At 73.3% G+C, this 25,840-nt stretch carries 29 protein-coding genes and 1 riboswitch; of the genes, 19 read left to right on the top strand and 10 right to left on the bottom strand.

What is annotated here, in order from left to right:
* Window positions 1-1,147, bottom strand: a 1,147-nt coding sequence (locus AC27IY_RS12470; RefSeq protein ID WP_487178039.1) for an FAD-binding oxidoreductase, incomplete at its 3' end; no start/stop codon positions are given.
* Window positions 1,148-1,382: 235 nt separating this feature from the next.
* Between AC27IY_RS12470 and AC27IY_RS12465 the strand changes: the two genes are divergently transcribed.
* The 7 genes from AC27IY_RS12465 (at window position 1,383) to AC27IY_RS12435 (ending at window position 7,541) form a co-directional block, all read left to right on the top strand.
* The gene (locus AC27IY_RS12465; RefSeq protein ID WP_487178044.1) at window positions 1,383-3,758 is read left to right on the top strand and encodes an ATP-binding cassette domain-containing protein; all 2,376 of its coding nucleotides are present in this window, start codon (window positions 1,383-1,385) and stop codon (window positions 3,756-3,758) included.
* A gap of 62 nt (window positions 3,759-3,820) precedes the next feature.
* Window positions 3,821-4,288 (top strand): helix-turn-helix transcriptional regulator, encoded by a 468-nt coding sequence (locus tag AC27IY_RS12460; RefSeq protein ID WP_423448054.1) that lies wholly within the window; start codon window positions 3,821-3,823, stop codon window positions 4,286-4,288.
* 5 nt (window positions 4,289-4,293) lie between these two features.
* Window positions 4,294-4,704 (top strand): VOC family protein, encoded by a 411-nt coding sequence (locus AC27IY_RS12455; RefSeq protein WP_344216153.1) that lies wholly within the window; start codon window positions 4,294-4,296, stop codon window positions 4,702-4,704.
* A 25-nt stretch (window positions 4,705-4,729) separates the two neighbouring features.
* On the top strand, window positions 4,730-5,398 hold the full coding sequence (gene lexA, locus AC27IY_RS12450; protein WP_449952965.1) for a transcriptional repressor LexA: 669 nt from the start codon (window positions 4,730-4,732) through the stop codon (window positions 5,396-5,398).
* Window positions 5,399-5,505: 107 nt separating this feature from the next.
* On the top strand, window positions 5,506-6,297 hold the full coding sequence (locus AC27IY_RS12445) for a maleylpyruvate isomerase family mycothiol-dependent enzyme (protein ID WP_487178038.1): 792 nt from the start codon (window positions 5,506-5,508) through the stop codon (window positions 6,295-6,297).
* 34 nt (window positions 6,298-6,331) lie between these two features.
* Complete coding sequence (locus tag AC27IY_RS12440) at window positions 6,332-7,078, top strand: hypothetical protein (protein WP_487178037.1); 747 nt, start codon at window positions 6,332-6,334, stop codon at window positions 7,076-7,078.
* A 49-nt stretch (window positions 7,079-7,127) separates the two neighbouring features.
* Entirely contained in the window at window positions 7,128-7,541 is a 414-nt protein-coding gene (locus AC27IY_RS12435) for a hypothetical protein (RefSeq protein ID WP_423448051.1), read from the top strand.
* Here AC27IY_RS12435 and AC27IY_RS12430 read toward each other — a convergent pair.
* The gene (locus AC27IY_RS12430) at window positions 7,538-7,849 is read right to left on the bottom strand and encodes a hypothetical protein (protein WP_423471021.1); all 312 of its coding nucleotides are present in this window, start codon (window positions 7,847-7,849) and stop codon (window positions 7,538-7,540) included. The genes AC27IY_RS12435 and AC27IY_RS12430 overlap by 4 nt on opposite strands.
* A gap of 186 nt (window positions 7,850-8,035) precedes the next feature.
* Here AC27IY_RS12430 and AC27IY_RS12425 point away from each other — a divergent pair, with 186 nt between their 5' ends.
* Window positions 8,036-9,055 (top strand): fatty acid desaturase family protein, encoded by a 1,020-nt coding sequence (locus tag AC27IY_RS12425; RefSeq protein WP_487178036.1) that lies wholly within the window; start codon window positions 8,036-8,038, stop codon window positions 9,053-9,055.
* Between the two features lie 7 nt (window positions 9,056-9,062).
* Window positions 9,063-9,590, top strand: a complete 528-nt coding sequence (locus AC27IY_RS12420; protein ID WP_487178035.1) for a GNAT family N-acetyltransferase — start codon at window positions 9,063-9,065, stop codon at window positions 9,588-9,590.
* Here the strand turns inward: AC27IY_RS12420 and AC27IY_RS12415 are convergent.
* Window positions 9,563-10,843, bottom strand: a complete 1,281-nt coding sequence (locus AC27IY_RS12415; RefSeq protein ID WP_487178034.1) for a pentapeptide repeat-containing protein — start codon at window positions 10,841-10,843, stop codon at window positions 9,563-9,565. The genes AC27IY_RS12420 and AC27IY_RS12415 overlap by 28 nt on opposite strands.
* A 54-nt stretch (window positions 10,844-10,897) precedes the next feature.
* Window positions 10,898-13,126 carry an ATP-binding cassette domain-containing protein gene (locus AC27IY_RS12410; protein ID WP_487178033.1) on the bottom strand — a complete coding sequence of 743 codons (2,229 nt, stop codon included), beginning with the start codon at window positions 13,124-13,126 and terminating at the stop codon, window positions 10,898-10,900.
* A gap of 62 nt (window positions 13,127-13,188) precedes the next feature.
* Between AC27IY_RS12410 and AC27IY_RS12405 the strand changes: the two genes are divergently transcribed.
* Entirely contained in the window at window positions 13,189-14,163 is a 975-nt protein-coding gene (locus AC27IY_RS12405; RefSeq protein WP_344216133.1) for a helix-turn-helix transcriptional regulator, read from the top strand.
* Here the strand turns inward: AC27IY_RS12405 and AC27IY_RS12400 are convergent.
* Complete coding sequence (locus AC27IY_RS12400) at window positions 14,125-14,559, bottom strand: DUF6010 family protein (protein ID WP_487178031.1); 435 nt, start codon at window positions 14,557-14,559, stop codon at window positions 14,125-14,127. The genes AC27IY_RS12405 and AC27IY_RS12400 overlap by 39 nt on opposite strands.
* 89 nt (window positions 14,560-14,648) lie before the next feature.
* On the opposite strand from AC27IY_RS12400, the gene AC27IY_RS12395 reads away from it, so the two are divergent.
* Window positions 14,649-15,602, top strand: a complete 954-nt coding sequence (locus AC27IY_RS12395; RefSeq protein ID WP_487178030.1) for a GlxA family transcriptional regulator — start codon at window positions 14,649-14,651, stop codon at window positions 15,600-15,602.
* Window positions 15,603-15,607: 5 nt separating this feature from the next.
* Here the strand turns inward: AC27IY_RS12395 and AC27IY_RS12390 are convergent, their stop codons facing one another.
* Window positions 15,608-16,114, bottom strand: coding sequence for an FBP domain-containing protein (locus AC27IY_RS12390; protein WP_487178029.1), 507 nt, complete (start codon window positions 16,112-16,114; stop codon window positions 15,608-15,610).
* Window positions 16,115-16,182: 68 nt separating this feature from the next.
* Here AC27IY_RS12390 and AC27IY_RS12385 point away from each other — a divergent pair, with 68 nt between their 5' ends.
* The gene (locus AC27IY_RS12385; protein WP_344216125.1) at window positions 16,183-16,755 is read left to right on the top strand and encodes a TetR/AcrR family transcriptional regulator; all 573 of its coding nucleotides are present in this window, start codon (window positions 16,183-16,185) and stop codon (window positions 16,753-16,755) included.
* A gap of 5 nt (window positions 16,756-16,760) precedes the next feature.
* Here the strand turns inward: AC27IY_RS12385 and AC27IY_RS12380 are convergent, their stop codons facing one another.
* Entirely contained in the window at window positions 16,761-17,438 is a 678-nt protein-coding gene (locus AC27IY_RS12380) for a CHAP domain-containing protein (protein ID WP_487178028.1), read from the bottom strand.
* Window positions 17,439-17,452: 14 nt separating this feature from the next.
* A riboswitch (cyclic di-AMP (ydaO/yuaA leader) is annotated at window positions 17,453-17,594 on the bottom strand.
* 198 nt (window positions 17,595-17,792) lie between these two features.
* Window positions 17,793-18,662, bottom strand: a complete 870-nt coding sequence (locus tag AC27IY_RS12375; protein ID WP_487178027.1) for an LLM class F420-dependent oxidoreductase — start codon at window positions 18,660-18,662, stop codon at window positions 17,793-17,795.
* Between the two features lie 17 nt (window positions 18,663-18,679).
* On the opposite strand from AC27IY_RS12375, the gene AC27IY_RS12370 reads away from it, so the two are divergent.
* The 7 genes from AC27IY_RS12370 to AC27IY_RS12340 all read left to right on the top strand — a co-directional run bounded on the left by AC27IY_RS12370 (window position 18,680) and on the right by AC27IY_RS12340 (window position 24,960).
* Window positions 18,680-19,792, top strand: coding sequence for an iron-containing redox enzyme family protein (locus tag AC27IY_RS12370; protein ID WP_487178026.1), 1,113 nt, complete (start codon window positions 18,680-18,682; stop codon window positions 19,790-19,792).
* Window positions 19,793-19,888: 96 nt separating this feature from the next.
* Window positions 19,889-20,017 (top strand): hypothetical protein, encoded by a 129-nt coding sequence (locus tag AC27IY_RS12365; protein WP_281249601.1) that lies wholly within the window; start codon window positions 19,889-19,891, stop codon window positions 20,015-20,017.
* Window positions 20,017-21,111 (top strand): YeiH family protein, encoded by a 1,095-nt coding sequence (locus AC27IY_RS12360; RefSeq protein ID WP_423448039.1) that lies wholly within the window; start codon window positions 20,017-20,019, stop codon window positions 21,109-21,111. Before AC27IY_RS12365 ends, AC27IY_RS12360 begins: the two co-directional genes overlap by 1 nt.
* Window positions 21,112-21,204: 93 nt before the next feature.
* The gene (locus AC27IY_RS12355; RefSeq protein WP_487178025.1) at window positions 21,205-21,984 is read left to right on the top strand and encodes an ABC transporter permease; all 780 of its coding nucleotides are present in this window, start codon (window positions 21,205-21,207) and stop codon (window positions 21,982-21,984) included.
* Window positions 21,985-22,005: 21 nt separating this feature from the next.
* A complete protein-coding gene (locus tag AC27IY_RS12350) occupies window positions 22,006-23,046 on the top strand; it encodes a taurine ABC transporter substrate-binding protein (RefSeq protein ID WP_487178024.1) in 1,041 nt (346 codons plus the stop codon).
* Window positions 23,030-23,872 (top strand): ABC transporter ATP-binding protein, encoded by an 843-nt coding sequence (locus AC27IY_RS12345; protein WP_423448036.1) that lies wholly within the window; start codon window positions 23,030-23,032, stop codon window positions 23,870-23,872. Before AC27IY_RS12350 ends, AC27IY_RS12345 begins: the two co-directional genes overlap by 17 nt.
* Before the next feature lie 5 nt (window positions 23,873-23,877).
* A complete protein-coding gene (locus AC27IY_RS12340; RefSeq protein WP_487178023.1) occupies window positions 23,878-24,960 on the top strand; it encodes an LLM class flavin-dependent oxidoreductase in 1,083 nt (360 codons plus the stop codon).
* A 9-nt stretch (window positions 24,961-24,969) separates the two neighbouring features.
* On the opposite strand, the gene AC27IY_RS12335 is transcribed toward AC27IY_RS12340, so the two are convergent.
* A complete protein-coding gene (locus AC27IY_RS12335; protein ID WP_371247443.1) occupies window positions 24,970-25,362 on the bottom strand; it encodes a hypothetical protein in 393 nt (130 codons plus the stop codon).
* An 83-nt stretch (window positions 25,363-25,445) separates the two neighbouring features.
* Entirely contained in the window at window positions 25,446-25,763 is a 318-nt protein-coding gene (locus AC27IY_RS12330) for a sensory rhodopsin transducer (protein ID WP_344216104.1), read from the bottom strand.
* Window positions 25,764-25,840: the final 77 nt, after the last annotated feature.

The raw sequence follows: 25,840 nt of genomic DNA, 5'->3' as shown, positions 1-25,840 counted from the left end.
GTCGGCCCGCCGCGAGCACCGGCTCGGGGCCCGCGCTCGTGGTCACGACCATCAGCGCGGCGTCGCGGTGCGCGTACGCGGTGGCGTCGGCTGGCACCCGGGCCACCGCGCCGCCGACCGCGCGTACGGAGATGAGCGGCGCCCCCTCCGCCGCCCCCGCCGTGACCAGCACGCGCAGCACCTCGGGCACCGCCGCCGCCCCGGCGAACCCGCTGCGCGTCACGAGCCGGATGCCGGGCGGCGGCACCAGGCCCTCCACGAGCGTCTCCGCGTACGGCTTCAGCGTGACGCCGTCGCCGGTCACCGTGCCGAGCCGGCGGAGCGGGTCGATCGCCCGCGCCGCGAGCCGCGCGTCGTCCCCGTCGAAGGCGACGTGGACCTGCACCGGCGCCTGCGGGCCGCCCGCGAAGGGGTTCGCGAAGTCGGCGACGGAGGTCAGCTCCTCGGGCGCGGTACGCAGGTGCTCCGCCCACCCCTGGAGCACCGTGGCCGCCTCCGCCGCAGGGAAGGCGATCGTGCCGTGGAAGACGTCCGTCGTCGGGTGGGCCGCGAACACGAACGCCGTCACGACCCCGAAGTTGCCGCCGCCGCCGCGAAGCGCCCAGAACAGCTCGGGATTCTCCTCGGCGCTCGCCCGCACGACCTCCCCGGCGGCCGTGACCACCTCGGCGGCGACCAGGCTGTCCAGGGCCAGGCCGTACTTGCGGACCTTCCAGCCGATGCCGCCGCTCAGCGTCAGCCCGCCGACGCCGACGCTCCTGGTGTCGCCCGAGGAGATCGCCAGGCCGTGCGGGGCGAGGGCGTCGGCGACCTGGCCCCAGGTGGCGCCGCCGCCGATCCGTACGAGGTGACGCCGCTCGTCCACGAGCTCGACCTGCGCCAGATGGGCCAGGTCGAGCACCACGCCGCCGTCGTTCGTGGCGAAGCCGGCGAAGCCGTGCCCGCCGCCGCGCACCGACAGCGGCAGCCCCGTGTCGGCGGCGCAGCGCACGCCCGCCCGCACGTCGGCGACGGTCTTGGGCCGCAGGACGAGGGCGGGACTGCCCGGCACCAGCAGCGATCGGGCGGCGGCGGCGTAGCCGGCGTCGTCCGGGCCGATCACGTCGCCGCCGAAGTCGCGGCGCAGGGTGTCCAGTGCTGCGTTCATGATGATTCCTCCACATCGCTCATTGGGCGAACACGAGATGCCGCCCGCCCCAGGCTTGTGACAGTGACCTGCGCCACACCGTCCGTCCCGGCGGACGTCCGCGCCACGGGTCAGGAATCGAGAAGCGGCCTCCCTCGCCCTCCGGCTACCGTGACCGGGCGCCCCGGGGCCGCGCCGAGGTAGGTAAGGTGCACTGACCCGAGCCGGGCGACGACCCCACGGAGACACGATGAGCATGGACACCCGTACGGAAGCCGCGTCGCACCTCGCCGACGGCCACGACCTGATCCGGGTGCACGGCGCCCGCGAGAACAACCTCAAGGACGTGAGCGTCGCGATCCCCAAACGCCGGCTGACGGTGTTCACCGGCGTGTCGGGCTCGGGCAAGAGCTCCCTGGTGTTCGACACGATCGCGGCCGAGTCGCAGCGGCTGATCAACGAGACCTACAGCGCCTTCGTGCAGGGCTTCATGCCGACGCTGGCCCGGCCCGAGGTCGACGTGCTCGACGGGCTGACCACGGCCATCATCGTCGACCAGCAGCGCATGGGCGCCGACCCGCGCTCCACGGTCGGCACGGCCACCGACGCCAACGCGATGCTGCGCATCCTGTTCAGCCGGCTCGGGAAGCCGCACGTCGGCTCGCCGCAGGCGTTCTCCTTCAACGTCCCGTCCGTACGGGCCAGCGGCGCGATCACCGTCGAACGCGGCGGCGGCAAGACCGTGAAGCAGAACTTCACCCTCACCGGCGGCATGTGCCCGCGCTGCGAAGGCCGGGGCACGGTCTCCGACATCGACCTCACCCAGCTCTACGACGACTCCAAGTCGCTCGCCGAAGGCGCGTTCACCATCCCCGGCTGGAAGTCCGACAGCTTCTTCACCGTCCGGGTCTACGCCGAGTCGGGGCTGTTCGACCCGAACAAGCCGATCCGCGACTTCACCGAGAAGGAGCTGCGGGACTTCCTCTACCGTGAGCCGACCAAGGTGAAGGTCGAGGGCGTCAACCTCACGCTCGAAGGTCTGATCCCGAAGATCCAGAAGTCGTTCCTGTCCAAGGACCGCGAGGCGATGCAGCCGCACATCCGGGCGTTCGTGGACCGGGCGGTCACCTTCACGACCTGCCCCGAGTGCGACGGCAGCCGGCTGAGCGAGGCCGCGCGCTCCTCGAAGATCCACGGCGTGAACATCGCCGACCTCTGCGCCATGCAGATCAGCGACCTGGCCGAATGGGTGAGCGGCCTGGACGAGCCGTCCGTCGCGCCGCTGCTGGCCGCGCTGCGGCACACGCTGGACTCGTTCGTGGAGATCGGGCTCGGCTACCTCAGCCTGGACCGTCCCTCGGGCACGCTGTCCGGCGGCGAGGCGCAGCGGGTCAAGATGATCAGGCATCTGGGCTCGTCGCTCACCGACGTCACGTACGTCTTCGACGAGCCGTCGATCGGCCTGCACCCGCACGACATCGAGCGCATGAACACGCTGCTGCGGCGGCTGCGCGACAAGGGCAACACCGTCCTGGTCGTCGAGCACAAGCCCGAGATGATCGCCATCGCCGACCACGTCGTCGACCTCGGCCCCGGCGCGGGCACCGGCGGCGGCGAGGTCGTGTACGAGGGCAGCGTGGACGGGCTGCGCGCCGCCGGCACGCTGACCGGCCGGCACCTGGACGACCGGGCCGCGCTCAAGGCGTCGGTGCGCGAGCCGTCGGGAGCGCTGGAGGTGCGCGGCGCCCGCCTGCACAACCTGCGGGACGTGAACGTCGACATCCCGCTCGGCGTGCTGGTCGTGGTGACCGGCGTCGCCGGATCGGGCAAGAGCTCGCTCATCCACGGCTCGGTCGCGCGCAGGGACGGGGTGGTGGCCGTCGACCAGACGCCGATCCGCGGCTCGCGGCGGAGCAACCCGGCCACCTACACCGGGCTGCTCGAACCGATCCGCAAGGCGTTCGCGAAGGCCAACGGCGTGAAGCCGGCGCTGTTCAGCGCCAACTCCGAGGGCGCCTGCCCCGCCTGCAACGGCGCCGGCGTCGTCTACACCGACCTCGGGATGATGGCCGGCGTCAGCACCACCTGCGAGGAGTGCGAAGGCAGGCGCTTCCAGGCCGCGGTGCTGGAGCACCGCCTCGGCGGCCGGGACATCAGCGAGGTGCTGGCCATGCCGGTGAGCGAGGCCGAGGAGTTCTTCGCGGCGGGCGAGACCCGCATCCCGGCCGCGCACGCCATCCTGCGCAGGCTCGCCGACGTCGGGCTCGGCTACCTCAGCCTCGGCCAGCCGCTCACCACGCTGTCCGGCGGCGAGCGGCAGCGGCTCAAGCTGGCCACCCACATGGGGGAGAAGGGCGGCGTCTACGTCCTCGACGAGCCCACCACGGGCCTGCACCTCGCCGACGTCGAGCACCTGCTCGGCCTGCTCGACCGGCTCGTCGACAGCGGCAAGTCGGTCATCGTCATCGAGCACCACCAGGCGGTGATGGCGCACGCCGACTGGATCATCGACCTCGGCCCCGGCGCCGGCCACGACGGCGGCCGGATCGTCTTCGAGGGCACCCCGGCCGACCTCGTCGCCGCCCGCTCGACCCTCACCGGCGAGCACCTGGCGGCGTACGTCGGCGCCTGATCACTGTCCTGGCCGCCGGGGCCAGGTGGACGAGCCGGAGACCGGCTCGGGAAGATGGCATCGTGCGACCGAACCAATCAGGGCCCGAGGACGCGGCGCAGCAGCAGCGGCTGCGCCTGCTCGCGCTGCTGCGCCGCGTCCGCGACCGCATCGACCGCGAGTACGCCCAGCCGCTCGACGTCGAGGCGCTCGCCCGCGGCGTGAACATGTCGTCAGGGCACCTCAGCCGCGAGTTCCGGCGCGCCTACGGGGAGTCCCCCTACTCGTACCTGATGACGCGGCGCATCGAGCGCGCGATGGCGCTGCTGCGCCGCGGCGACCTCACCGTCACCGAGGTCTGCTTCGAGGTCGGCTGCTCCTCGCTCGGCACCTTCAGCACCCGCTTCGCCGAGCTCGTCGGCGTGCCGCCGAGCACCTACCGGCGGCAGGCGGCGGAGGCGACGGAGGGCATGCCGTCGTGCGTGGCCAAGCAGGTCACCAGGCCGGTCAGGAATCGAGAAGCACCGGCCGAGGGGCCGCCGTTAGCGTGACGGACATGGACATCACCATCAACGCGAGCTTCCTGCCGCACGACGATCCCGAGGCCGCCCTCGCCTTCTACCGCGACACCCTCGGCTTCGAGATCCGCAAGGACGTCGGCCACGGCGGCATGCGCTGGATCACCGTCGGCCCGCCCGGACAGCCCGAGACCTCCATCGTGCTCTACCCGCCCGGCGCCGACCCCGGCGTCACCGAGGAGGAGCAGCGCGTCATCACCGAGATGATGGCCAAGGGGACCTACGGCGGCATCCTGCTGGCCGCCGACGACGTCGACGCCGTCTTCGACAAGCTGCAGGCCACCGGCGCCGAGGTGATGCAGGAGCCGACCGACCAGCCGTACGGGGTGCGCGACTGCGCCTTCCGCGACCCGGCGGGCAACATGATCCGCATCAGCAAGCGCGATTGAGCCCGGCGGGCGGCGCCGGGCTACGATGTCGCAGGTGACCGCCTACGACGATCTCGACGCGTTCGAGCACCTGAACGCCTCGGCCCTGCCGCCGCGCCAGCAGCGGATCCTGGCGGCGATCCGCGACCACGTGGTCCGGCACGGCTATCCGCCGAGCACCCGCGAGCTCGGCCGGGCGGTCGGGCTGCGCTCGCCGTCGTCGGTCTCGAAGCATCTGAAGAGCCTGGAGGAGAAGGGGTTCCTCCGCCGGGCCGACACGATGACCCGCCCGATCGACGTACGCCTGTTCCTGCGCGAGCCCGCGCCGGAGACGGCGAGCGAGCTGGTGAGCGTGCCCGTGGTCGGCGACATCGCCGCGGGCACGCCCATCCTCGCCGAGCAGCACGTGGACGACCTGCTCACCCTGCCGCGCGACCTGACGGGCCGGGGCACCGTGTTCGCGCTGCGGGTGCGCGGCGACTCGATGATCGACGCCGCGATCTGCGACGGCGACCTCGTCGTGGTGCGCCGGCAGCCCGAGGCGCACTCCGGCCAGATCGTCGCCGCCATGATCGACGGGGAGGCCACCGTCAAGGTGTTCCGCCGCCGCGGCGGCCACGTCCTGCTCGAGGCGCGCAACCCGGCCTACGCCGACATCGACGGCGACGAGGCCGTGGTGCTGGGCGTCGTGGTGTCGGTCCTGCGCAACGTGTAGGCCGCCGGGCCGCTGATGATCAAGCCCGGCGCGGGCGGTAGTTTGAGCGGGAGCACCTGCCCGCCTCAGGCGGGAGCACCTGCCCGCCTCAACGCCTGGGAGACGCGATGAGCAGCGCCGACACGGCCATCGCCGCACTGCGGACCGGACACGACGAGCTGTCCGGGCTGGTGTCCGGACTCGCCGACGAGGACCTGGCCAGGCCCTCGGCCGCCGCGGAATGGGACATCTCCCAGGTCGTCAGCCACCTGGGCAGCGGCGCCGAGATCGCGCTGACCGTCCTGCGGGCCGCGCTCGACGGCGCTCCCGGCCCCGGCCACGACTTCAACCAGAGCGTCTGGGACAGATGGGACGCCATGACCCGGCGGGAGCGCGCCGACGGCTTCCTCCAGGCCGACGAGGCCCTGACCGCCCTCTACGAGTCCCTGGACGCCTCCACCCGCGACGAGCTCCGCGTCGATCTGGGCTTCATGCCCGCCCCGGTCGACGTCGCCACCCTGAGCCGGATGCGGCTCAACGAGCTCGCCCTGCACTCCTGGGACGTCCGCGTCGCCTTCGACGAGCACGCCACGCTCGCCCCCGACGCGACGGCCGCCCTGCTGCACCAGGGGCCCGACCTGTTCGCCTGGATCGGCAAGGTCGACCGGCTCGACGGCCGCACCCTGGACCTCCAGGTCACCACCACCGCCCCCGAGTCCGTCTTCGTGCTGCGGCTGAGGCCGCCGATCGGCGTCGACTTCGACGTTCCCGAGCAGCCGGACGGCACCCTCGCCCTGCCCGCCGAGTCCTGGCTGCGCCTGATCTCCGGCCGCCTCGCGCCGCGGCACACCCCGGACGGCGTGACCACGACGGGTGCCGCCGACCTCGACCTGCTCCGCCGCGTGTTCCCCGGCTACTGACCTCGGCGGTGCGGCCGTGGCATGATCGTCCGTCATGATGAAGAAAACGATCACCGCGTTAGCGGTGTGCGGCATGTTCCTGGTGACCGCCGCACCCGCGCAGGCGGCGCCCAAGGACCCCGTACGGGCGCTGAAGGCCAAGCTGGTCCCCGGCCACGGCGTGCGGTTCACCGAGACGGCCGAGTGGTCCGACGGCACCGACACGCTCCACGCGTACGAGAACAAGGGCGTGCTGCAGTTCGCCAGGAAGGGGCTGAACTACGACCTCACCATCACCGCCTGGGACGACACCGAGGAGCGGGTGATCTCCACCGGCGGGAGGACGTACTACAAGGGCGGCTTGCTCGCCGAGCTCCTGCCCAAGGGCAAGAGCTGGCTCGGCGTCAAGGGCGGCGGCGCGATGCCCGGCGTCTACCTGCAGGTGCTCAACCCCGCCGAGCCGACGACGCTGTCGGCGCTGCTGAAGAAGGGCAAGAGGGAGGGGAGCAAGGTCACCGGCACGATCACGTTCGCCGCGCTGACCAAGGTCTCCCCGTGGTTCGCCGGCTCCGGCCTGAGCGCCTGGGCCGCCGCGACGCCGATCTCGTACACGCTGACGCTGGCCCCGTCCGGGCTGCCGACCAGGCTGTACAGCTCGTTCCGCGCCAAGGGCGTGGACCGTCTCTACTCCGACTTCGAGGGCAGCATCATCAACGTCGAGACCCGCTACACCGGCTGGGGCGGCAAGGTCTCGATCAAGGCGCCGAGCCCCAGGACCGTGACGGACAGGTACGCGAGCTGAGTCCGTTAATCGTTTGAACGCACGCGCCGGGCGCTGCCACCATCCACGCATGGACGATGAGGAGCTCCGGACGATCCAGCGGAACGTCGACCTCGCGATCGAGCAGCTCGGCCCGATCAGCGGCATCGACTTCGGCCTCGACGAGGAGTCCGTCCGGTGGGTGGAAGGCTTCATCGAGCGCCGGCGGGCCCAGCCCGGCTTCGACCCGGACCAGGCGGAGGGCCTGGTGAACGTGCTCGGATCCTACCTGGGCGCGTGCGTCGCGGCGGGCGCGGGCGGGCACTGGCACTGGCGGGACGACGGCGGGTGGGGCGTGGCCCTGCCCGACGGCAGCACGGCCTTCCCGTTCACCAAAGTGCGCAAGCAGCTCCGTGACGGCCTGGAGGGCGGCGAGTCGATCGCGAGCTTCTACCGGGTCGCCGTCGAGTTCATCGCCACCGGCAGGATGCGCGACGGCGGTTAGTCCCCGCCCGGCCCGCCGAGCAGCTCGCCGAGGAAGTCGTCGAGACCGCGGGCGAGCGCGCGCACGGTGACCTCACCGCCGGGGCCGGCCTCCTCGAGGCACCGTGCCACGCTGCCGGCCGCGCCCGGCGCCGCGATCACCTTGACGTGCCACCGGTCCCGCTCCCCGCGCCGGTCGGGGCCGGTGGGCGTCACCTCGGCCAGTAGCGCCCAGCCGCGCCCCAGCAGCGCGTTGGCCAGGGAGGCCGCCCGGCGGTAGCCCGCCACCGTGGTCTCGCACTCCATCAGCTCCGGCACGAACTCGTCCATGTGCCCTCCAGGCCCGCGTTCACCTTCGCTCTTTCCGCACGCCGCCCGGCGAATCCTCCCAGGGACGGCGGTAGGGCTGGCCCTACCTGAGGAAGGGGTGACAGCGGGGGTCCGCGTACCCTCTGGTTCTCGCGATGCTGGCAAGAGATCATCATTGGGACGACTTCGCCGGCATCGGAGGCTGATGTGAGTGTTGTAGACCTCGACCGACCGCAACGGGGCAGCGACTTCGCCCGGCTGTCGCGCCGCATAGCCGAGGCCGGCTTACTGGAGCGGCGGCCCGGTTACTACGCCGTCCGGATAGGGCTGGTCGCCGCGCTGTTCGCGGGCAGCTGGGCGGTGTTCGCCGTCGTGGGGGACACCTGGTGGCAGCTCCCGGTGGCGGTGCTGCTGGCCGTGGCCTTCGCCCAGGTCACGCTGCTGGCCCACGACCTCGCGCACGGCCAGATCTCGCGCTCGCGGCGGACCAGCAGGATCGCGGGGCTGCTGGTCGGCAACCTGGCCGTCGGGCTCAGCTACGGCTGGTGGATGGACAAGCACACCCGCCACCACGCCAACCCCAACCACGAGGACCACGACCCCGACGTGGCGCCCGACGTGCTCATCTGGTCACGCGGGCAGGCCGAGACGGCGCGCGGGCTGGCCCGGTTCGTCGGGCGGTGGCAGGCGTGGCTGTTCTTCCCGCTGCTCACCCTCGAAGGGTTCAACCTGAAGGTGTCGAGCTTCCGCGCGCTGCGCCGCCCGACGCTGAAGAACCGCCCGGCCGAAGGGCTGCTGCTGGTCGCGCACGTCGTGGCCTACGTGGGCGCGCTGTTCCTGGTCCTGCCGCCCGCCAAGGCGCTGGTGTTCCTGCTCGTCCACCAGGCGTGCTACGGCGTCTACCTGGGGTGCACGTTCGCCCCCAACCACAAGGGCATGCCCGTGCTGACCGCGCAGGACGAGCTGGACTTTCTCCGCCGCCAGGTCCTGACCTCCAGGAACGTCACCGGCGGCCGTCTCCTGGACATCGCGCTCGGCGGCCTGAACCACCAGATCGAGCACCACCTGTTCCCCGGCATGCCGTCCCCGAACCTGCGCCTGGCCCGGCCCATCGTCCGCGAGTACTGCCGCGAGCTGGGCGTCGAGTACGCCGAATGCGGCCTGATCGCCTCCTGGAGCCAGGCCCTGCGCCACCTCCACGACGTCGGCCGTCCCCTCCGGGCATGATGACGGCATGCCCCGCTTCGTAGACCCGGCCGCCACGTTCCGTCAGTCGTTCCTGGCCGCGCTGGCCGAGTTCCGGGCCGACACCGACTACCCGCTGTCGTGGTTCGTGTCGGACGTGGACACGCCGACGCCGGCCGAGCCGGACGCGTTCGAGGCGTACGTCGCCCGCGTGCTCGCCGAGCGCACCCAGGCGGGGGTGCGGCCCGGGTTCGTGCCGATGACCACGCTGTGGTGGGTGGACGGCGACCGCTTCCTGGGCCGGCTCGCCATCCGCCACCGGCTGACGCCCGCGCTGACGGAGCTCGGCGGCCACATCGGCTACGACGTACGGCCCAGCGCCCGCCGGAGGGGGCATGCGACGGCGATGCTCGGCGCGGCGCTGCCGATCGCGCGGGCGCTGGGCATCGGCGAGGCGCTGGTGCTGTGCGACCTGTCGAACGTCGCCTCCCGGCGGGTCATCGAGGCCAACGGCGGGCGGCTGATCGACGTGACCGAGCGGAAGCGCCGCTACTGGGTGCCCACCGGCACGACCTGACTTCCGTGGGACAGCTTCGTCCTGCCGCCGGTCTTCGCACCGCTCAGGTCCGCCCCGCTCAGCTTCGCGTTCGTCAGGTCCGCGCCCTTCAGGTCCGCGTGGCGCAGGATCGCCGTACGCAGGTCGGCTCCGCGCAGGATCGCCGTACGCAGGTCCGCGCCACGCAGGTCCGCGCCGTTGAGGCTCGCCCCGGTCAGGTCCGCGCCGCGTAGGTCGGCCCCGCGCAGGTCCGCCTGGAACAGGTCCACCCCGCGCAGGTCTGCCCGGCGCAGGGAGGAGTTGCCCAGGTCCGTCTGGAACAGGTCCGCGCCGCGCAGGTAGGCGCCGTGCAGGTCCGCGCCGCCGAGGTCCGCCATGAACAGGACCGCGTACGGCAGATCCGCCCCGTCCAGCAGCGCTCCCCGCAGGTCGGCGCGGGTCAGGTCGGCGTGGTCCAGGTTCGCCCCGCTCAGCCGGGCCCCGCGCAGGTCCGCCGAGGTCAGGACGGCGACGCCAAGGTTCAGGCCGCTCAGCTCCGCGCCCGGCACCCTGATGCGCGCCAGGTCGCAGCCGCACACCCAGTCGCGCCCGGCGTCCGCGACGTCGTGGACGCTGCCGAGCACGGTCAGGGCCGTCTGCACGTCGGCGGCCGGCCGCCCGGCCTGCCCCGCCGAGCCGTGCTCGCGCACGTACGCGGCCATGACGTCGGCGGTCGTCACGCGGTCCCGCTCCGACTCCCGCGCCAGGCGCCGGAGCGTGTGGATCGCGGCCAGCCGGACCTCGGCCTCCCCTGAGCCGAGCCGCCGTACGGCCTCCGCGTAGCCGTCGGCGCCGCGCCGCTCCGGCGCGGCCTCGATGGACCGGGCGTCGGCGTATACCAGGCTGCCCGAGGCCAGCAGCAGCCCGAGAACGACCCCCCAGGCGCTGACCCGTCGCAGCAGCGTGTCGACGGACTCCGTTGCGGCGCGGCGGCGCAGCCGGCACCCGGCCCCGAACAGGAAGCAGGCCACCGCGAGGACGGCCATCGCCAGCGGCGGAAGGTCCTCCGGCGCGTACGGCGGCACCAGGTGAGCCGGCAGCCGTTCCAGGACAGGCCGCCACCAGCCCGGGCCGCCCGCCCAGGCGAGCGCGGCCCCCACGAGCCCGACCACGGCGAGCAGGGCCAGGCCGAGAAGTGCCGCGGTGAGCAGAGCCGCGACGGGCGGGGCCAGCTCGGCGGCCACACCGGCCGGCCCGGCCAGAGCCCGCCGAAGCCGCGCTCGCCACGAGGTCACATCACCCATTCGACCCGAAACCGCGCGCGGAAGGTAGCCCTGCCGGAGGATCTGTCAGTCCGCGTGGAGGGCCGCGGCGGTGGCCGTGCCCTTGAGGTCGGTGACCGGGCCCTGGTAGAGGATGCGGCCTCCGTGCCGGCCCGGGCCGGGGCCGAGATCGATGATCCAGTCGGCGTGCCGGATGACGTCCAGGTTGTGCTCGATGACGACCACCGTGTGCCCCTGCTCCACGAGCTGGTCGAGGACGCCGAGCAGGGCGGCGATGTCGCGCAGGTGCAGGCCCGTGGTGGGCTCGTCCAGGACGTAGAGCGCCGGTTCGGTGGCCTCGCGCAGCTCCCGCGCCATCTTCACCCGCTGGCACTCGCCCCCGGACAGCGTGGTGAGCGGCTGGCCGAGGCGCAGGTAGCCGAGGCCGGCCCGGTCGAGGTGGCGCAGCCCGTCGCGGATGTGCCGGTCGGGCAGCCGGTCGAGGGCGTCGGCGATGGTCAGGTCGTCGAGGTCGGCGATGGACAGGCCGTTCACCCGGTGCCGGAGCACCTCGTCGGTGAAGCGCCGGCCGTGGCAGGTCTCGCAGACGTTCTCCTGGCCGTCCATGAAGGCGAGGTCCGTGTAGATCACGCCGAGGCCCTTGCAGTCGGGGCAGGCGCCGGCCGAGTTCGCGCTGAACATCCCGGCGGGCAGGCCGCTGTGCCGGGCGAACAGTTTGCGTACGGCCCCGGCGATCCCGGTGTAGGTGACGGGGGTGGAGCGGCGGTTGACGCTGACCGGCCGCTGGTCGAGGACGATCGCGTCGTGCTGGGCGACCAGTTCGGCGGCGAGGCTGGACTTGCCCGAGCCGGCGACCCCGGTCAGCACGGTGAGCACCTGGGCCGGGACGTCCACGGTCAGGTTCTGGAGGTTGTTGCGGGTGGCGCCGGTCACCGTGATCACGCCCTTGGGCGGGCGCGGCGCGGTGTTGAGCGGCGTACGGGCGGCGAGGGCCGCCGAGGTGGCGGTGCCGGCCGACCGGAGACCGTCGAAGGAGCCCTGGAACACCAGCCGCCCGCCGCCGGCGCCCGCGTCCGGGCCGATCTCGACGATCTCGTCGGCGATCGCCATGACGGCGGGGTCGTGCTCGACGACCAGGACGGTGTTGCCCTTGTCGCGCAGCCGCTGCAGCAGGGCGGTCATGGAGGCGATGTCGTGCGGGTGCAGCCCGACGGTGGGCTCGTCGAAGACGTACAGCATCTCGACCAGGCTGCTGCCCAGGTGCTTGACGGTCTTGACGCGCTGCGACTCCCCGCCGGACAGCGTGGGGGTGGCGCGGCCGAGGTGCAGGTAGCCGAGCCCGATGGTGATCATGGCGCGCAGCTTGTCGCCGAGTGCCGCCACGACCGGCGCGACGGCCGGGTCGCTCACCTCTTCGACCAGGGCGGCGAGCTCGGTGATCTCCATGCGGGCCATCTCGCCGATCGTGCGGCCGAGGACCGTCGCGGTGCGGGCGGCCTCGTTGAGGCGGTCGCCGTGGCAGTCGGGGCAGGTCTGCGACCGGGTGAAGCGCTCGATGGTCTCCCGCTTGCGGTCGGACAGGTCGTCGGAGGTGTGCAGGTAGATGCGTTCGAAGCGCTCGACCACGCCCTCGTAGTCCTTCGGCGGCCGGGCGCCGAGCCGGGCGGCGTGCTCGCCGCCGTACAGCAGCGCCGCGCGCTCGTCGGGCGTCCAGTCGCGCAGCGGGGTGGCGGGGTCGAAGGCGCCGATGTCGGCGTACTGGCTGTACCAGTAGCCGCCGTTGCCGAACCCCGGCAGCAGGATCGCCCCGTCGGCGAGCGATTTGTCCAGGTCCAGGAACCGTTCGACGGCGCTCACGACGATCTCGCCGAGCCCGGAGCAGGACGGGCACATCCCGGCGGGGTCGTTGAAGGAGAACCGGTTGGACTCGCCCACGTACGGCGTGCCGACCCGGGAGAACAGCAGCCGCAGGTACGTCCAGGCGTCGGTGATCGTGCCGACCGTGGAACGGGCGTTCCCGCCGATCCGACGCTGGTCGATGAGCACGACGGGGGAGAGCCCGGCGATCTCGTCGGTCTCGGGACGGGTCCACCGCGGCAGCCGGTTGCGGGTGAACGGCGGGAACGTCTCGTTGAGCTGGTGCCCCGCCTCGGCGGCGATCGTGTCGAACACCAGCGACGACTTGCCCGACCCCGACACCCCGGCGAACACGGTCAGCCGGCCGCGCTGGAGGTCCACGTCCAGGTTCTTCAGGTTGTTGGTCCGGGCGCCCCGGATGCGGATGAACTTCGGCATGCGTACGACGCTACGAACAGATGTGGCCACTTCCTGGCCGCGTCCCGGGAGAGACTGGAGGCATGGCGGACGTCACCCAGCGCATCCTCGCCCTGCTCGCCACGTTGCAGACCGGCCGGGCGTTCACCGCCGACGAGCTCGTGGCCCGGCTCGGCGTCAGCCCCCGCACCCTGCGCCGCGACGTCGACCGCCTGCGCGCCTACGGCTACCCGGTGCGGACGCGCCCCGGCCCCGGCGGCCACTACCGGCTGGTGGCGGGCAGCGCGCTGCCGCCGCTGGTGCTCGACGACGACGAGGCGATCGCCACCCTCCTCGGCCTCGCCACCCTGGCCGCGACCGGCCGCGCCGCCGAGGGCAGCGTGGACGAGGCCGCCACCCGCGCCTACGGCAAGGTCGACCAGTTCCTGCCGAAGCGGCTGCGGCACCGGGCCGCCCAGCTCCGGGCGAGCCTGGAGACCAGCACCGCGCGGGCCCCGAGCGTCAGCGCCGACGTCCTGGCCGAGCTGGCCGAGGCGATCCAGCGCCGGCTCGTCGTCACCTTCGACTACACCGGCAGGGACGGCGCGGTCACCTCCCGGCGGGCCGAGCCCTACCGGCACGTGCACCACAACCTGCGCTGGTACCTGCTGGCCCGCGACACCGCCAAGGACGACTGGCGGGTCTTCCGCCTCGACCGCGTCACCGGCCTGCGCACCTCGACCAGCACGTACGAGCCCCGCCCCCTGCCCGCCGAGACCGCGCTCGACTACCTGCGCCAGGGGCTCGGCAAGGACCGCGAGCGGGTCGTCCTCACCGTCGAGGCGTCATTGGCCGACGTCGCCGACGCGTTCGCCTACGAGGACGCCGACCTGGAGGCCCTGGGGGAGCGGCGGACCAGGGCCGTGCTGGCGCTCGACACCTGGCAGTGGCTGCTGCTCCGCCTCGCCTTCCTGGACGTCCCCTTCACCGTCGAGGAGCCGGAGCGTTTCCGTGCCGCCCTCCGGTCGTTCGGGGCGCGCCTAAGCGGCGGGGGCGGTCCGGCGCAGCCGGTCGCGTAGCCGGGCGAGCACCGGCGGGCCGCCCGCGAGGCACCACAGCGCGATGACCGGGTCGCAGACGGCGCAGCCGAAGGAGGAGTCGCCGGCGAAGGCGAGGATGGGGCTGGCGTTCAGGTGGTGAAGGACGTCCCAGGCCGTGTGGAGCAGCCAGCCGACGCCGATCCACGTCCAGCTGTCGAGGCCGCGGAAGGCGACGTAGGTCATGACGACAGGCAGGACGAACTCGGCGTACCCGAGCCCGCCGCCGCTCAGGTACGCGGCGCCCGCGCCGGCCACCAGCACGGCGTTGGCCCGGCGGCGGTGCGGGTCGGGGATCAGGGAGAGCAGGCAGACGCAGACGATCCCGATGAGGATCGGCATGAGGACCGGCATGAGGATCGGCATGAGGTTGGACACGGGGGAACGCTAGGGCCGGCCCGCCGCCCGGCCCAGTGGCTGGAACGACAATTTCCCACGGGTTCCCGCCACCGCCTACGGTGTCCCGCATGCACACGGTGGCGGTTCTGGCGCTGGACCAGGTGGTGGCGGCCGACCTGGCGACGCCGGTCGAGGTGTTCGGGCGGGTCCGGGTGGACGGGCGGCGGGCGTACCGCGTGCTGGTCTGCGCGGTGACGCCGCAGGTCGCGAGCGACGCCTTCACCATCGTCGCCCCGCACGGCCTGGAGGCGCTGCGCGAGGCGGACACGATCGTCGTGCCCGGCTGCTCCGAGGGGGCCGCCCCGCCCGACCCGGCCGCGCTGGAGGCGTTGCGCGCCGCGGCCGCGGGCGGCGTCAGGATCGCCTCCATCTGCGTGGGGGCGTTCACCCTGGCCGCCGCCGGGCTGCTCGACGGGCTCAGCGCCACCACGCACTGGGCCGCGGCGGCGCGGCTGGCGGAGGCGTACCCGCTGGTGGACGTGCGGCCGGACGTCCTCTACGTGGACAACGGCCAGATCCTCACCTCCGCGGGCGCCGCCGCGGGGCTCGACCTGTGCCTGCACCTGATCCGGCGCGACCTCGGCTCGGCGGTCGCCGCCGACGCGGCCCGCCTGGCGGTGACGCCGCTGGAACGCGAGGGCGGGCAGGCGCAGTTCGTCACGCACGCCCGGCCGCCGGCGCCGCGCGGCTCACTGCTGGAGCCGGTGCTGTCCTGGATCGAGGACAACCTCGCCGGCGAGCTGACGCCGGCCGGCATGGCCGCGCGGGCCGGGATGAGCGAGCGCACCTTCGGCCGCCGCTTCCGCGAGCAGACCGGCACCACGCCGCTGCAGTGGCTGCTGCGCGCCCGGGTGCGGCGGGCCCAGCTCCTGCTGGAGACCACGGACCACGGCGTCGAGCGGGTCGCGGCGCAGGCCGGGTTCACCTCGGCGACGGCGTTCCGCGAGCGGTTCAAGCGGGTCGTCGGCGTCACCCCGCAGTCCTACCGTGCCTCCTTCAGGAGCCGCGGCCCCGCGGTCTGACCGGCTCATGCGGCTCTCGCGGCCACCTTGTCCAGGAAGGCGTACAGGTTCGTCCGGGTGCGGGCGAGCTTGTCCTCCAAGGTGAGGGACTCGTCGATGACGCCGCCGCCCGCGGCCTCCCTCGTGCCGCGCAGGTAGAGGGAGCAGGCGAGGTCGGCGCACATGTACTGGCCGACGGAGTTGCCCTGACGGCCCGCCTCGCCGGTGCGGCGGGCGCTCATGAGCGCGACGCCGCCGTTGGTGTGCGTGGTCAGGCAGAGCGAGCACATGCTGCGCGCGGTGAAGCCGCGGGCCGCGCCCGAGGTCACGCGGAGCGCCACCCCGACGAGGGCGCCGTCGCGCTCGGCCACCAGGTAGGCGCGATCGGGCGCGCCCGGATCCCGCCAGCCGAGGAAGTCGAGGTCGTCCCAGGGCTGGTCGGGCAGGTCCTTCGGCACGCCTGCGCGCTTGGCCTCACCCTTCGAGCAGTTGATGAGGGACGCGCGGATCTCGCGCTCGGTGAGAGGTCTCATGAGCGGCGAGGCTAGTTTCCTTAATGCTATTATGCAAATGCTTAAAGGCTTTAAGTGATGGAGGGCGCGTGGCACGAGCGGGACTGACCGCGGAACGCCTGACCCGGGCGGCGGCGGAGCTGGCCGACGAGCTCGGCTTCCACAACCTGACGGTGTCGGCGCTCGCCCGCCGGTTCGGCGTCAAGCCCGCCGCGCTCTACTCCCACGTCAGGGACGCCCAGGAGCTGCGGGTGCGGGTGGCGGTCCTCGCCCTGGCCGAGCTCGCCGAGCGGGCCGCCGCCGCCCTCGCCGGCCGCGCCGGCAAGGACGCGCTGGTGGCCTTCGCCGACGCCTACCGCGGCTACGCCAAGGAGCACCCCGGCCGGTACGCCGCCGGACAGATCGAGCTCGACGACGAGACCGCCTACGCCAGCGCCGCCCGCCGGCACGCCGAGATGACCAGGGCCATCCTGCGCGGCTACGACCTGCCCGAGCCCGCCCAGACCGACGCCGTGCGCATGCTGCACAGCACCTTCCACGGTTTCGTCAGCCTGGAGACGCAGGGCGGTTTCGCCCGCACCCCGCGCGAGGTGGACGTGTCCTGGGCGCGGACCCTCGACGCCCTCGACGCGGTGCTCAGGAACTGGCCGCCGGAGGAGTGAGCGGGTCAGGCGGCGTAGTTCGGGTAGCCGTAGCCGACGACCTGGGAGGTCGGGCGGACCCGCTCCTCGACCTTGCCGTTGCCGGTGTTGCCCTCGATCGTGGAGATCGTGCCGTCGCCGTTGTCCTTGACGACGAAACCGACGTGGTTGATGGCGCTCAGGCTCTTGCTGCCGCTCCAGGAGAAGAACACGACGGCGCCGGGCTTGGCCTCGGTGCCCCAGCGGTCGTTGGCGGCGAACCACTTGGCGTGGGCGACGGTGTAGGCGTCCCAGCCGACCTGGGTGCGGGCGCCGGTCTGCTCGCCGACCCAGGAGACGAACATCGAGCACCAGGGGGCGTCCAGGTAGGCGTTCCTGTTGCCGCCGTCGCGCTGGACGGTCTCGCCGGCGCGGGCCGAGTCGGCGTACCACTGCTGGAACTTGGTGCCGCCGCCGTCGGCGTTCTCGGACGTGCCGACCTGGGCGCGGGCGAGGTCGAGGACCTGCTGGGCGGTGACGTTCACGCGCGCGTCGCGGTTGCTGACGCCCTGCTGGGCGGCGGCGGCCGCGGGCTGCGCGGGGGCGCTGTCGGCGGCCGCGGTCACGGCGGCGGTGGCGCCCAGGGCGGAGACGGCGAGGGCCCCGCTCAGCGCCAGCTTGGCGGCGTTCAGCTTGGGGGCACGGATGAAACGGCTGATGGCCATGAGGGGCTTGCTCCTTTGCGCTTCCATGCCGCTTACCGGGTTAGCTGACGGGTTCGGGCGTGCGGAAGCTGCCCTACGGCACGCGGACGTGCCGATTCACCCCGGTCGAGAACGGGTCCCCGGTTCCGCCAGTGGCGGATTCAGCGGCCGCGGGCATCGGACGCCCGCGGTGGGAGTGGGATCGAACATGGCGTCCGCGAGGCGGACGCGGGCGAGCGCGGCCCGGTGGTCACTCGCTCTGAGGCTGAGGTCGCGGCCACGCTCACTGGACGGTACAACACCCCCCTGACCTGCGTAATTCCCCGGTCACGAAATCCCCATGAGGGGCGGCGAAGGTAACGCGCGGGTGTGCTCTCAGCCGCGTCCCAGCCCGAGCGCGGCGGCGGCCTCCTCCAGGGCTTCCAGGTGTCCCTCGACCGGGCCGAGGCCCGCCCCCATCGTGTTGATCGAGAGGTGCGTCGCGCCCGCCTCCCGCCAGCGCCCGGCGAGGTCCGCCAGCGCCTCGGCGTCGCCCGTCCACCCCGCCCGGCCCTCCATGCCGAGCCCGGACGGGTCGCGGCCGGCCTGCGTGGCGGCCTCCTCGACCATGGCCTTGGCCTGGTCGAGCTCCGGCCCCGGGGACATCTGGGGGAACCAGCCGTCGGCCAGCCGCCCCGCCCGCCGGTAGGCCGGGGGCGACTGCGCGCCGAACCAGACCGGGATCGGCCGCTGCACCGGCAGCGGCGCGAGCCCGGCGGCGCTCACCCGGTGGTGCTCGCCCTCGAAGGTGACCGTCTGCTCGCACCAGAGTTTGCGCATCAGCGCGACCTGCTCCTCGATCCGCTTGCCGCGGGTGCCGAAGTCCGCGCCGAGCGCTTCGTACTCGACGTGGTTCCAGCCCAGCCCCACGCCCATGCGGAAGCGTCCGCCGGTCAGCAGGTCGACCTCGGCGGCCTGCTTGGCGGCCAGCACCGTCTGCCGCTGCGGCAGGATGATGATGCCGGTGACCAGCTCCAGCGACGTCAGCGCGGCCAGGTAGCCGAACATCACCATCGGCTCGTGGAAGGTGGTGTGCACGTCATAGGGGCCGCTCCAGCCCTGGTGCACGGCCGGGTCGGCGCCCACGACGTGGTCGTAGGCGAGCACGTGGCGAAAGCCCAGCTCCTCGACGCGCCGGCCGTAGGCGCGTACGGCGCCCGGGTCCGCGCCGATCTCGGACTGCGGGAAGACGACACCGATCTGCATGTGTGGCTCCTGTCATCGTGATCTTCCCTCCCATCATCGCGGTCCCGCCGTGCCCGGCCCGCGACCGCCGCGCTGCCCGGCGCGCCCGGTTTGGACGTGAGGGCCCCGGGCAGCGGAGCCGGATGCACCTGCCCGCCGCCCGCGGCCCCCTCACCGCCGAGCTCTTCGAACGCCTCGCCGGGCCGCCCGCCGACCTGGACCCGCCGCCGGCGACCCCCGGCCCCTGCGCCACGGCCCTGGCGGACGGCGACCTGCAGCTCGCCCTGTTCGCCTGCTACGAGCTGCACTACCGAGGCTTCGTCGGGGTGGACGACCGCTGGGAGTGGCAGCCGTCGCTCCTGGGCTTCCGGCGCGAGCTCGAACGCCGCCTGGAGGCCGCGCTCGCGGACGCCGTGCCGCGTCCTGAGCCGGTGCCGCCCCAGCAGGTACGCCGCGCGCTCAAGGAACTGGTCGCCCACGACGAGCAGCAGGGGCCGGGCCTGGCGGCGTACCTCCAGCGCGAGGCCGACCTCGACCGGTTCCGCGAGTTCGTCGTCCACCGCTCGATCTACCACCTGAAGGAGGCCGACCCGCACACCTGGGGCATCCCGCGCCTGCACGGCCGGCCCAAGGCCGCGCTGGTGGAGGTCCAGTCCGACGAGTACGGCGGCGGCAGGGCCGAGCGCATGCACGCCGAGCTGTTCCGCACCACCATGACAGCCCTGGGCCTGGACGCCTCCTACGGCGCCTACCTGGGCCGGGTGCCGGGCATCACGCTGGCCGTCTCCAACGTCATGTCGCTGTTCGGGCTGCACCGCCGGCTGCGCGGCGCGCTGGCCGGGCACCTCGCCGCCCTGGAGATGACCTCGTCGCTGCCCAACCGCCGCTACGCCACGGCCCTGCGCAGGCTCGGCGGGGACGCCGAGGCCACCCGCTTCTACGACGAGCACGTCCAGGCCGACGCCGTGCACGAGCAGATCGCCGCGCACGACCTGTGCACCGGCCTGGCGACGCAGGAGCCGTCGCTGACCGGCGACATCCTGTACGGCGCGGCGTGCGCCCTGGCCGTCGAGCGGCTGTGGGCGGAGCACGTGCTGGGCCGCTGGGAGCAGGGCGCGACCTCGCTGGAGGACGAGACGGTCGCGGCCTGAGACCCCCAAGATTTACCTACTAAATCAGTAGGTCTTGACGGGTTTAGTCCTCCGTGGTGTCCTGAAATCGGCCGACCGCCGGAGAGGGGCACCCCCATGAGCACCCGAGAAGAACCTCCTGAGAGCCGTACCGCGTTCAACGAGGACTGGGCGGCGACCCTCCTCGGCCTGGCGCTGCTCGTCCTCGTCCTCGCCGGCGTCATCCCGCCCGGCCTGGTGCCGTGATGACCGCCGGGACCGCCGTCACGACCCGCACGTGGCAGTGGAGCGCGCTCGGCGTGCTCGCCGTCCTGCTGCTCGGGGCCGCCACCCGCTTCCTGGAGCAGAACGTCCCGTCCTGGTTCGCCGGCTCGGGCCTGGCCAAGGCCGTCGAGTTCCCCGTGTACGCGATCGTCCTCGGCCTGCTCGGCAACGCGGTGCTCACCGCGGCCGGGCTGCGGGAGCGGCTGTCGGGCGGGTTCCGCACCGAGTTCTTCATCAAGACCGGGCTCGTGCTGCTCGGCGCGTCGATCAACCTCAAGGTGATCGTGACCGCGGCCGGGCCGGCGATCGTGCAGGCCCTGGTGCTGATCAGCACGGTGTTCCTGTTCACCTGGTGGCTGGGCGGCAGGCTGGGGCTGGACGACCGGCTGCGGGCGCTGCTGTCGTCCGCCGTGTCGATCTGCGGGGTCAGCGCCGCCATCGCGGCGGCCGGAGCCGTGCAGGCCAAGCGGGAGCAGCTCGCCTACAGCGCCAGCCTGGTGATCGCCTTCGCGCTGCCGTCGATCTTCGTCCTGCCCGCGCTGGCCACCCTGCTCGGGCTGAGCCCGGAGGTCGCGGGCGCGTGGATCGGCGGCAACATCGACACCACCGCCGCGGTGACCGCCGCGGGCGCGCTCGCCGGCGAGGACGCGCTGGCCATCGCCACCATCGTCAAGGTCACCCAGAACGCGCTCATCGGCGTCGTCGTGGTGGCGCTGACGGCCTGGTTCGCCTTCCGCGTGGACCGGCGGCCGGACGCGCCCCGGCCCGGCGCGGGGGAGCTGTGGCGGCGCTTCCCGAAGTTCGTGCTCGGCTTCGTGGCCGCCTCCGTGCTGGCCACCTGGTACCTCACCACGGTCACCGCCGCCCACGGCAAGGAGGTGATCGGGGTGGCGAACGACCTGCGGACCTGGTTCCTCATCCTCGCCTTCGTGAGCATCGGCCTGGAGTTCCGGGTCGCCTCGCTGCGGGAGGCGGGCTGGCGGCCGGTCGCGGTGTTCGCGGCGGCGACCGTGGTCAACGTGGTGGTCGCGCTGGCGCTCGCCCTGGCGCTGTTCTCGGGGTTCGCCGTGTCCTGAAGGCGGTGAAGCCGCAGCTTGCGCGGCACGGGCCGGATCCTCTACCGTATTCCCCACTAAACCAGTCGCTTATAGGGAATAGGGGTTGAGCCGGTGTTCCGTGGCGTCGGGCTCCGGGTCGCGAGCGTGATCCTGCTCGGGGCGATCTGGTGGGCGGTCGCGGCCGCCCACCTCTGGCCGGAGGTGTTCGTGCCGTCGCCCGGCTCGGTGTGGCAGCAGTTCCTGCTCACCTCCTCCACCCACGACGGGCAGCGCGGCTACGGCGGCCACCTGCTGTCGGAGCACCTGCTGGCGAGCCTCCGCAGGATCGCGCTCGGCAGCCTCTACGGCATCGCGGGCGGCGTCGCGCTCGGCCTGGTCGTCGGGCTCGTGCCCACGGTGCGGGCGCTGCTCAACCCGCTCATCACGTTCGTGCGGACGCTGCCGCCGCTGGCCTACTTCAGCCTGCTCATCATCTGGCTCGGCATCGACGAGCCGCCGAAGGTCGCGCTGCTGTTCGTGGCCGCGCTGCCGCCCGTGGCCGTGGCCACCGCCGACGCCGTACGCGGCGTGCACGCCGACTACCTGTACGCGGCCCGCTCGCTCGGCGCCCGCCGCCGGCAGCTCCCGTACCGGGTGGTGCTCCCCAGCGCGCTCCCCGAGGTGATCACCGGCGTCCGGGTGGCCGTCGGGGTCGCCTACACCACGGTCGTGGCCGCCGAGACCGTCAACGGCGTCCCCGGCATCGGCGGCATGATCCGCGACGCGCAGCGCTACAACCAGACCGACGTCGTCGTGCTCGGCCTGCTCGTCATCGGCGCCTCCGGGCTGCTCATCGACACGCTCCTGCAATCCACCGAGCGCCTGCTCGTGCCCTGGCGCGGCAAGGCCTGAAACCCCCGGAGGCACCAGCCCGTGAAACTCCGCCTCGTCCCCGCCCTGGCGCTCGCCCTCTGCCTGGCCGCCTGCTCGACCGGCACCGGCGCGAGCCCTGCTGTCAACGCCGCCGTCAACGCCGACGGCAGCCCCAAGGAGCTGCGCATCGGCTACCAGCTCATCCCGAACGGCGACCTCATCGTCAAGGACCAGCGCTGGCTGGAGAACGAGCTGCCGGGCACCAAGGTGACCTGGATCAAGTTCGACTCCGGCGGCGACGTCAACACCGCGATGGTGGCGGGGAGCATCGACATCGGCCTGGCCGGCAGCAGCCCGGTCACCCGCGGGCTGTCCGCGCCGCTGAACATCCCGTACCAGGTGCCGTGGATCTTCGACGTCATCGGCGAGAACGAGGCGCTGGTCGCCCGCGAGGCGACCTCCGTCGACGGACTGAAGGGCAAGAAGATCGCCACCCCGTTCGCCTCCACCGCCCACTACAGCCTGCTCGCCGCGCTCCAGCGGGCCGGGCTCGCCGAGTCCGACGTCACCGTCGTCGACCTGGAGCCGCCGGACATCCAGGCCGCATGGACGCGCGGCGACATCGACGCCGCCTACGTCTGGACGCCGGTGCTCGGCGAGCTCCGCAAGACCGGGAAGACGCTGGTGACCAGCAAGGAGCTGGCCGCGGAAGGCAAGCTGACCGCCGACCTCGCCGTGGTGCGCACCCCGTTCGCGACCTCCTACCCCGAGACCCTGCGGACCTGGCTGCGCCAGCAGGACCGGGCCGTCAAACTGGTGCGCTCCGACAAGCAGGCCGCGGCCGCCGCGGTCGGCCGCCAGCTCAACCTCGCCCCGGACGAGGCCGCCGCGCAGCTCGACGAGCTGATCCTGCTCGACGGCAAGGAGCAGGCCGGGCCCGACTACCTCGGCACGCCGGACGCGCCGGGCAAGCTCGCCGAGAACCTGCGCGACGCGGCCACGTTCCTCAAGGCGCAGAACAAGCTGCCGTCGGTGCCCGAGCTCACGGTCTTCCAGAAGGGCCTGGCCACGAAGGACCTGCGCGATGCGTTCAGCGGATGAGCTGACCGGCGGGTCGCGCACCGCGGCCGGCGTGCGGCTCGACGGCGTCTCGCTCACCTACCGCCCGCGCTCCCGCTGGTCGCGGGCCCAGCCCGTCGAGGCGCTGCGCGACATCACGGCCGGGTTCGACGCGGGCGAGTTCGTGGCCGTCGTCGGGCCGTCCGGCTGCGGCAAGAGCACGCTGCTGCGGCTGGTCGCCGGGTTCGCGGCCCCGACCGCCGGGCGGATCGAGGTGGGCGGCGCGCCGGTGACCGGTCCTGGTCCCGACCGGGGCGTGGTGTTCCAGCAGCCGCGCCTGTTCCCCTGGCTGAACGTGCGGCGCAACGTCGAGTTCGGGCTGCGGACGGCGGGCGTGCCGGGGCCGGAGCGGCGGGCGCGGGCGGCCGGGCTGCTGGAGCTCGTCGGGCTCGGCGACGTGGCGGAGCGGCGGCCGTACGAGCTGTCGGGCGGCATGCAGCAGCGGGCCGCCATCGCCCGCGCGCTCGCCCCCGGCCCGGCGATCCTGCTCATGGACGAGCCGTTCGCCGCGCTGGACGCGCTCACCAGGGAACGCCTCCAGGAGGAGCTGCGCCGGCTCTGGCAGGCCACCGGCACGACCGTGCTGTTCGTCACGCACAGCGTGGACGAGGCCGTCTACCTGGGCACCCGCCTGATCGTGATGAGCAGGCGGCCCGGCCGCGTCCTGCTCGACCAGCGCTCGGCCCTTCCCCACGCGCCCGACCCGCACACCCACCCGGACTTCCCGGCGGTGCGCGAGAGCGTGGCGCTGGCCGTGCGCCGGGCCGCGGCCGATGATGACACCGACGACATCAAACAGGCGAGGTAGCCCGGATGCTCCGTTTCCACTGGTTCCTGCCGACGACGGGCGACGGCCACGACGTCCGCTCGGCCATCACCACGACCGACGCCTTCCGCCCCGCCGACCGGGCGGCGAGCCTCGCGTACCTGACGCAGGTGGGCCGGGCCGCCGAGCAGGCCGGGTTCGAGGCCGCGCTCACCCCCGTCGGGGCGGGCTGCCCCGACCCGTGGATCGTCTGCGCCGCGCTCGCCCAGCACACCGGACGGCTGAAGCTGCTCGTCGCCTTCCGCACCGGGTACGCCCTGCCGACGCTGCTCGCCCAGCAGGCGCAGTCGTTCCAGGAGATCTCCGGCGGGCGGCTGCTGCTCAACGTCGTCACCGGTGGCGACCCCGTCGAGCAGCGCGCCTACGGCGACTTCCTCGACCACGACGCCCGGTACGCGAGGACCGGCGAGTTCCTGCACGTGCTGCGCCGCTCATGGGCGGGCACGCCCTTCGACCACCACGGCGAGCACTACCGGGTCGAGCGCGGCGGGCTGGCCCGGCCGCTCGACCCGGCCCCCACGCTCTACTTCGGCGGCGCCTCGCCGGCGGCCGAGCAGGTCGCCGCCCGGCACGCCGACGTCGTGCTCACGTGGGGCGAGCCGCCGCACGCCGTCGCCGAGCGGATCGCCCGGCTGCGGGCGCTGGCCGGGCCGCTCGGCCGCGAGCTCCGCTACGGGCTGCGCGTGCACGTCATCGCCCGTGACACCGCCGCCGAGGCGTGGGCAGTGGCCGACCGGCTGCTCGCCGGCATGGACCCGGCCCGCGTCGAGGCGGCCCAGCGCCGCTTCGCCCGCTACGACTCCGTCGGGCAGCGCCGGATGGTGGACCTGCACGCGGGCTCCACCCGCGACCTGGAGATCCATCCCGGGCTGTGGGCCGGGGTGGGGCTGGTGCGTGAGGGGGCGGGCACGGCGCTGGTCGGCTCCTACGCCGAGGTCGCCGCGCTGCTGGGGGAGTACGCCGAGGCGGGGGTGTCGGAGTTCGTGCTGTCGGGCTGGCCGCATCTGGAGGAGGCCTACCGGGTGGGCGAGTACGTGCTCCCACGCCTCGCCCCGGTCCCGTCGCCGTGACCTGCTACCTCACGCCGCCCGCCACCAGTACGACGGCCGCCGCAACGTGCCCTGCACCCGCCCGTCGCCCTTGAGCAGGTCCAGCAGCGCCTGGCTGAACTCCGTACGGACGGCGCACGCGCAGCCGCGCCCGGCGAGCACGGCCGCCGCCAGGTCGCGCGTGCGCAGCTCCCGCCCGTCGGCGAGCGCGGCCAGCACCTCCGGCATCGTCGCCGCGGCGGGCGCGCCGCCCTCGCCGCAGTCGTGCGCGCCGGGCTGTTCCGACAGGTACGCGTCCAGGCGTGTCAGGAACTCCTCGGACGAGGACGTCACGTCCTCCGCGCCCGTCCGCGGCGGAATTCGCGCCGGCTCGTGCTGGTCGAGCCGCCTGCGCTGACGTCTGATGCGATTACCCTTTCCCATGATCCAGGGACAGTAGCCGCTCGCCGCCAGCCGGAGCGCGTGGCAACGCCCGGCCGATCGGCAAGATTGCGTCAAACGCCGGCTCACGCCGCCGTGCGCCGGCTCGCCTCGTGGGTGTCGCGGGTCAGGTCGACCAGCACGTCCACATCGGCGACGATCACGACCGCGTACGAGATCGCGGGGGACAGGACGGCGGGCCCGGCCAGCTCCTCCAGCGACAGCGCCTGGTGCCGCTGGGCGGGCACGACCGTGCGGTACGGTCCGAGCGGCGGCCGGCCCTCCGCGCAGAAGGTCAGCTCGACGCCGGCGTGGCGCGGCCCGACGTTGAACAGGTGCAGCCGGTCCCCGGGCGCCCAGCCCTCGGTGACCGCCATCCGCTCGGCTCCTACTAACGTCCTCATGCGCGACTCCCGTGTCTGGTGACTCCGTTTGCCGCTACCCAGACAGACCGGTCTCTATCAGACGTCCTTGTGGGGGC

It is taken from the genome of Nonomuraea sp. B208 (assembly GCF_057536035.1).
Note: the sequence above shows the minus strand (reverse complement) of the source record. Positions and strands in the feature narration are given on the sequence as shown.

Bases quoted from the DNA above. Each gene is read 5' to 3' on its own strand.
- AC27IY_RS12465 (WP_487178044.1), top strand. From the start codon at position 1,383: ATGGACACCCGTACGGAAGCCGCGTCGCACCTCGCCGACGGCCACGAC.
- AC27IY_RS12455 (WP_344216153.1), top strand. From the start codon at position 4,294: ATGGACATCACCATCAACGCGAGCTTCCTGCCGCACGACGATCCCGAG.
- lexA (WP_449952965.1), top strand. From the start codon at position 4,730: ATGTCGCAGGTGACCGCCTACGACGATCTCGACGCGTTCGAGCACCTG.
- AC27IY_RS12445 (WP_487178038.1), top strand. From the start codon at position 5,506: ATGAGCAGCGCCGACACGGCCATCGCCGCACTGCGGACCGGACACGAC.
- AC27IY_RS12440 (WP_487178037.1), top strand. From the start codon at position 6,332: ATGATGAAGAAAACGATCACCGCGTTAGCGGTGTGCGGCATGTTCCTG.
- AC27IY_RS12435 (WP_423448051.1), top strand. From the start codon at position 7,128: ATGGACGATGAGGAGCTCCGGACGATCCAGCGGAACGTCGACCTCGCG.
- AC27IY_RS12430 (WP_423471021.1), bottom strand. From the start codon at position 7,849: ATGGACGAGTTCGTGCCGGAGCTGATGGAGTGCGAGACCACGGTGGCG.
- AC27IY_RS12420 (WP_487178035.1), top strand. From the start codon at position 9,063: ATGCCCCGCTTCGTAGACCCGGCCGCCACGTTCCGTCAGTCGTTCCTG.
- AC27IY_RS12410 (WP_487178033.1), bottom strand. From the start codon at position 13,126: ATGCCGAAGTTCATCCGCATCCGGGGCGCCCGGACCAACAACCTGAAG.
- AC27IY_RS12405 (WP_344216133.1), top strand. From the start codon at position 13,189: ATGGCGGACGTCACCCAGCGCATCCTCGCCCTGCTCGCCACGTTGCAG.
- AC27IY_RS12395 (WP_487178030.1), top strand. From the start codon at position 14,649: ATGCACACGGTGGCGGTTCTGGCGCTGGACCAGGTGGTGGCGGCCGAC.
- AC27IY_RS12390 (WP_487178029.1), bottom strand. From the start codon at position 16,114: ATGAGACCTCTCACCGAGCGCGAGATCCGCGCGTCCCTCATCAACTGC.
- AC27IY_RS12380 (WP_487178028.1), bottom strand. From the start codon at position 17,438: ATGGCCATCAGCCGTTTCATCCGTGCCCCCAAGCTGAACGCCGCCAAG.
- AC27IY_RS12375 (WP_487178027.1), bottom strand. From the start codon at position 18,662: ATGCAGATCGGTGTCGTCTTCCCGCAGTCCGAGATCGGCGCGGACCCG.
- AC27IY_RS12365 (WP_281249601.1), top strand. From the start codon at position 19,889: ATGAGCACCCGAGAAGAACCTCCTGAGAGCCGTACCGCGTTCAACGAG.
- AC27IY_RS12360 (WP_423448039.1), top strand. From the start codon at position 20,017: ATGACCGCCGGGACCGCCGTCACGACCCGCACGTGGCAGTGGAGCGCG.
- AC27IY_RS12345 (WP_423448036.1), top strand. From the start codon at position 23,030: ATGCGTTCAGCGGATGAGCTGACCGGCGGGTCGCGCACCGCGGCCGGC.
- AC27IY_RS12340 (WP_487178023.1), top strand. From the start codon at position 23,878: ATGCTCCGTTTCCACTGGTTCCTGCCGACGACGGGCGACGGCCACGAC.
- AC27IY_RS12335 (WP_371247443.1), bottom strand. From the start codon at position 25,362: ATGGGAAAGGGTAATCGCATCAGACGTCAGCGCAGGCGGCTCGACCAG.
- AC27IY_RS12330 (WP_344216104.1), bottom strand. From the start codon at position 25,763: ATGAGGACGTTAGTAGGAGCCGAGCGGATGGCGGTCACCGAGGGCTGG.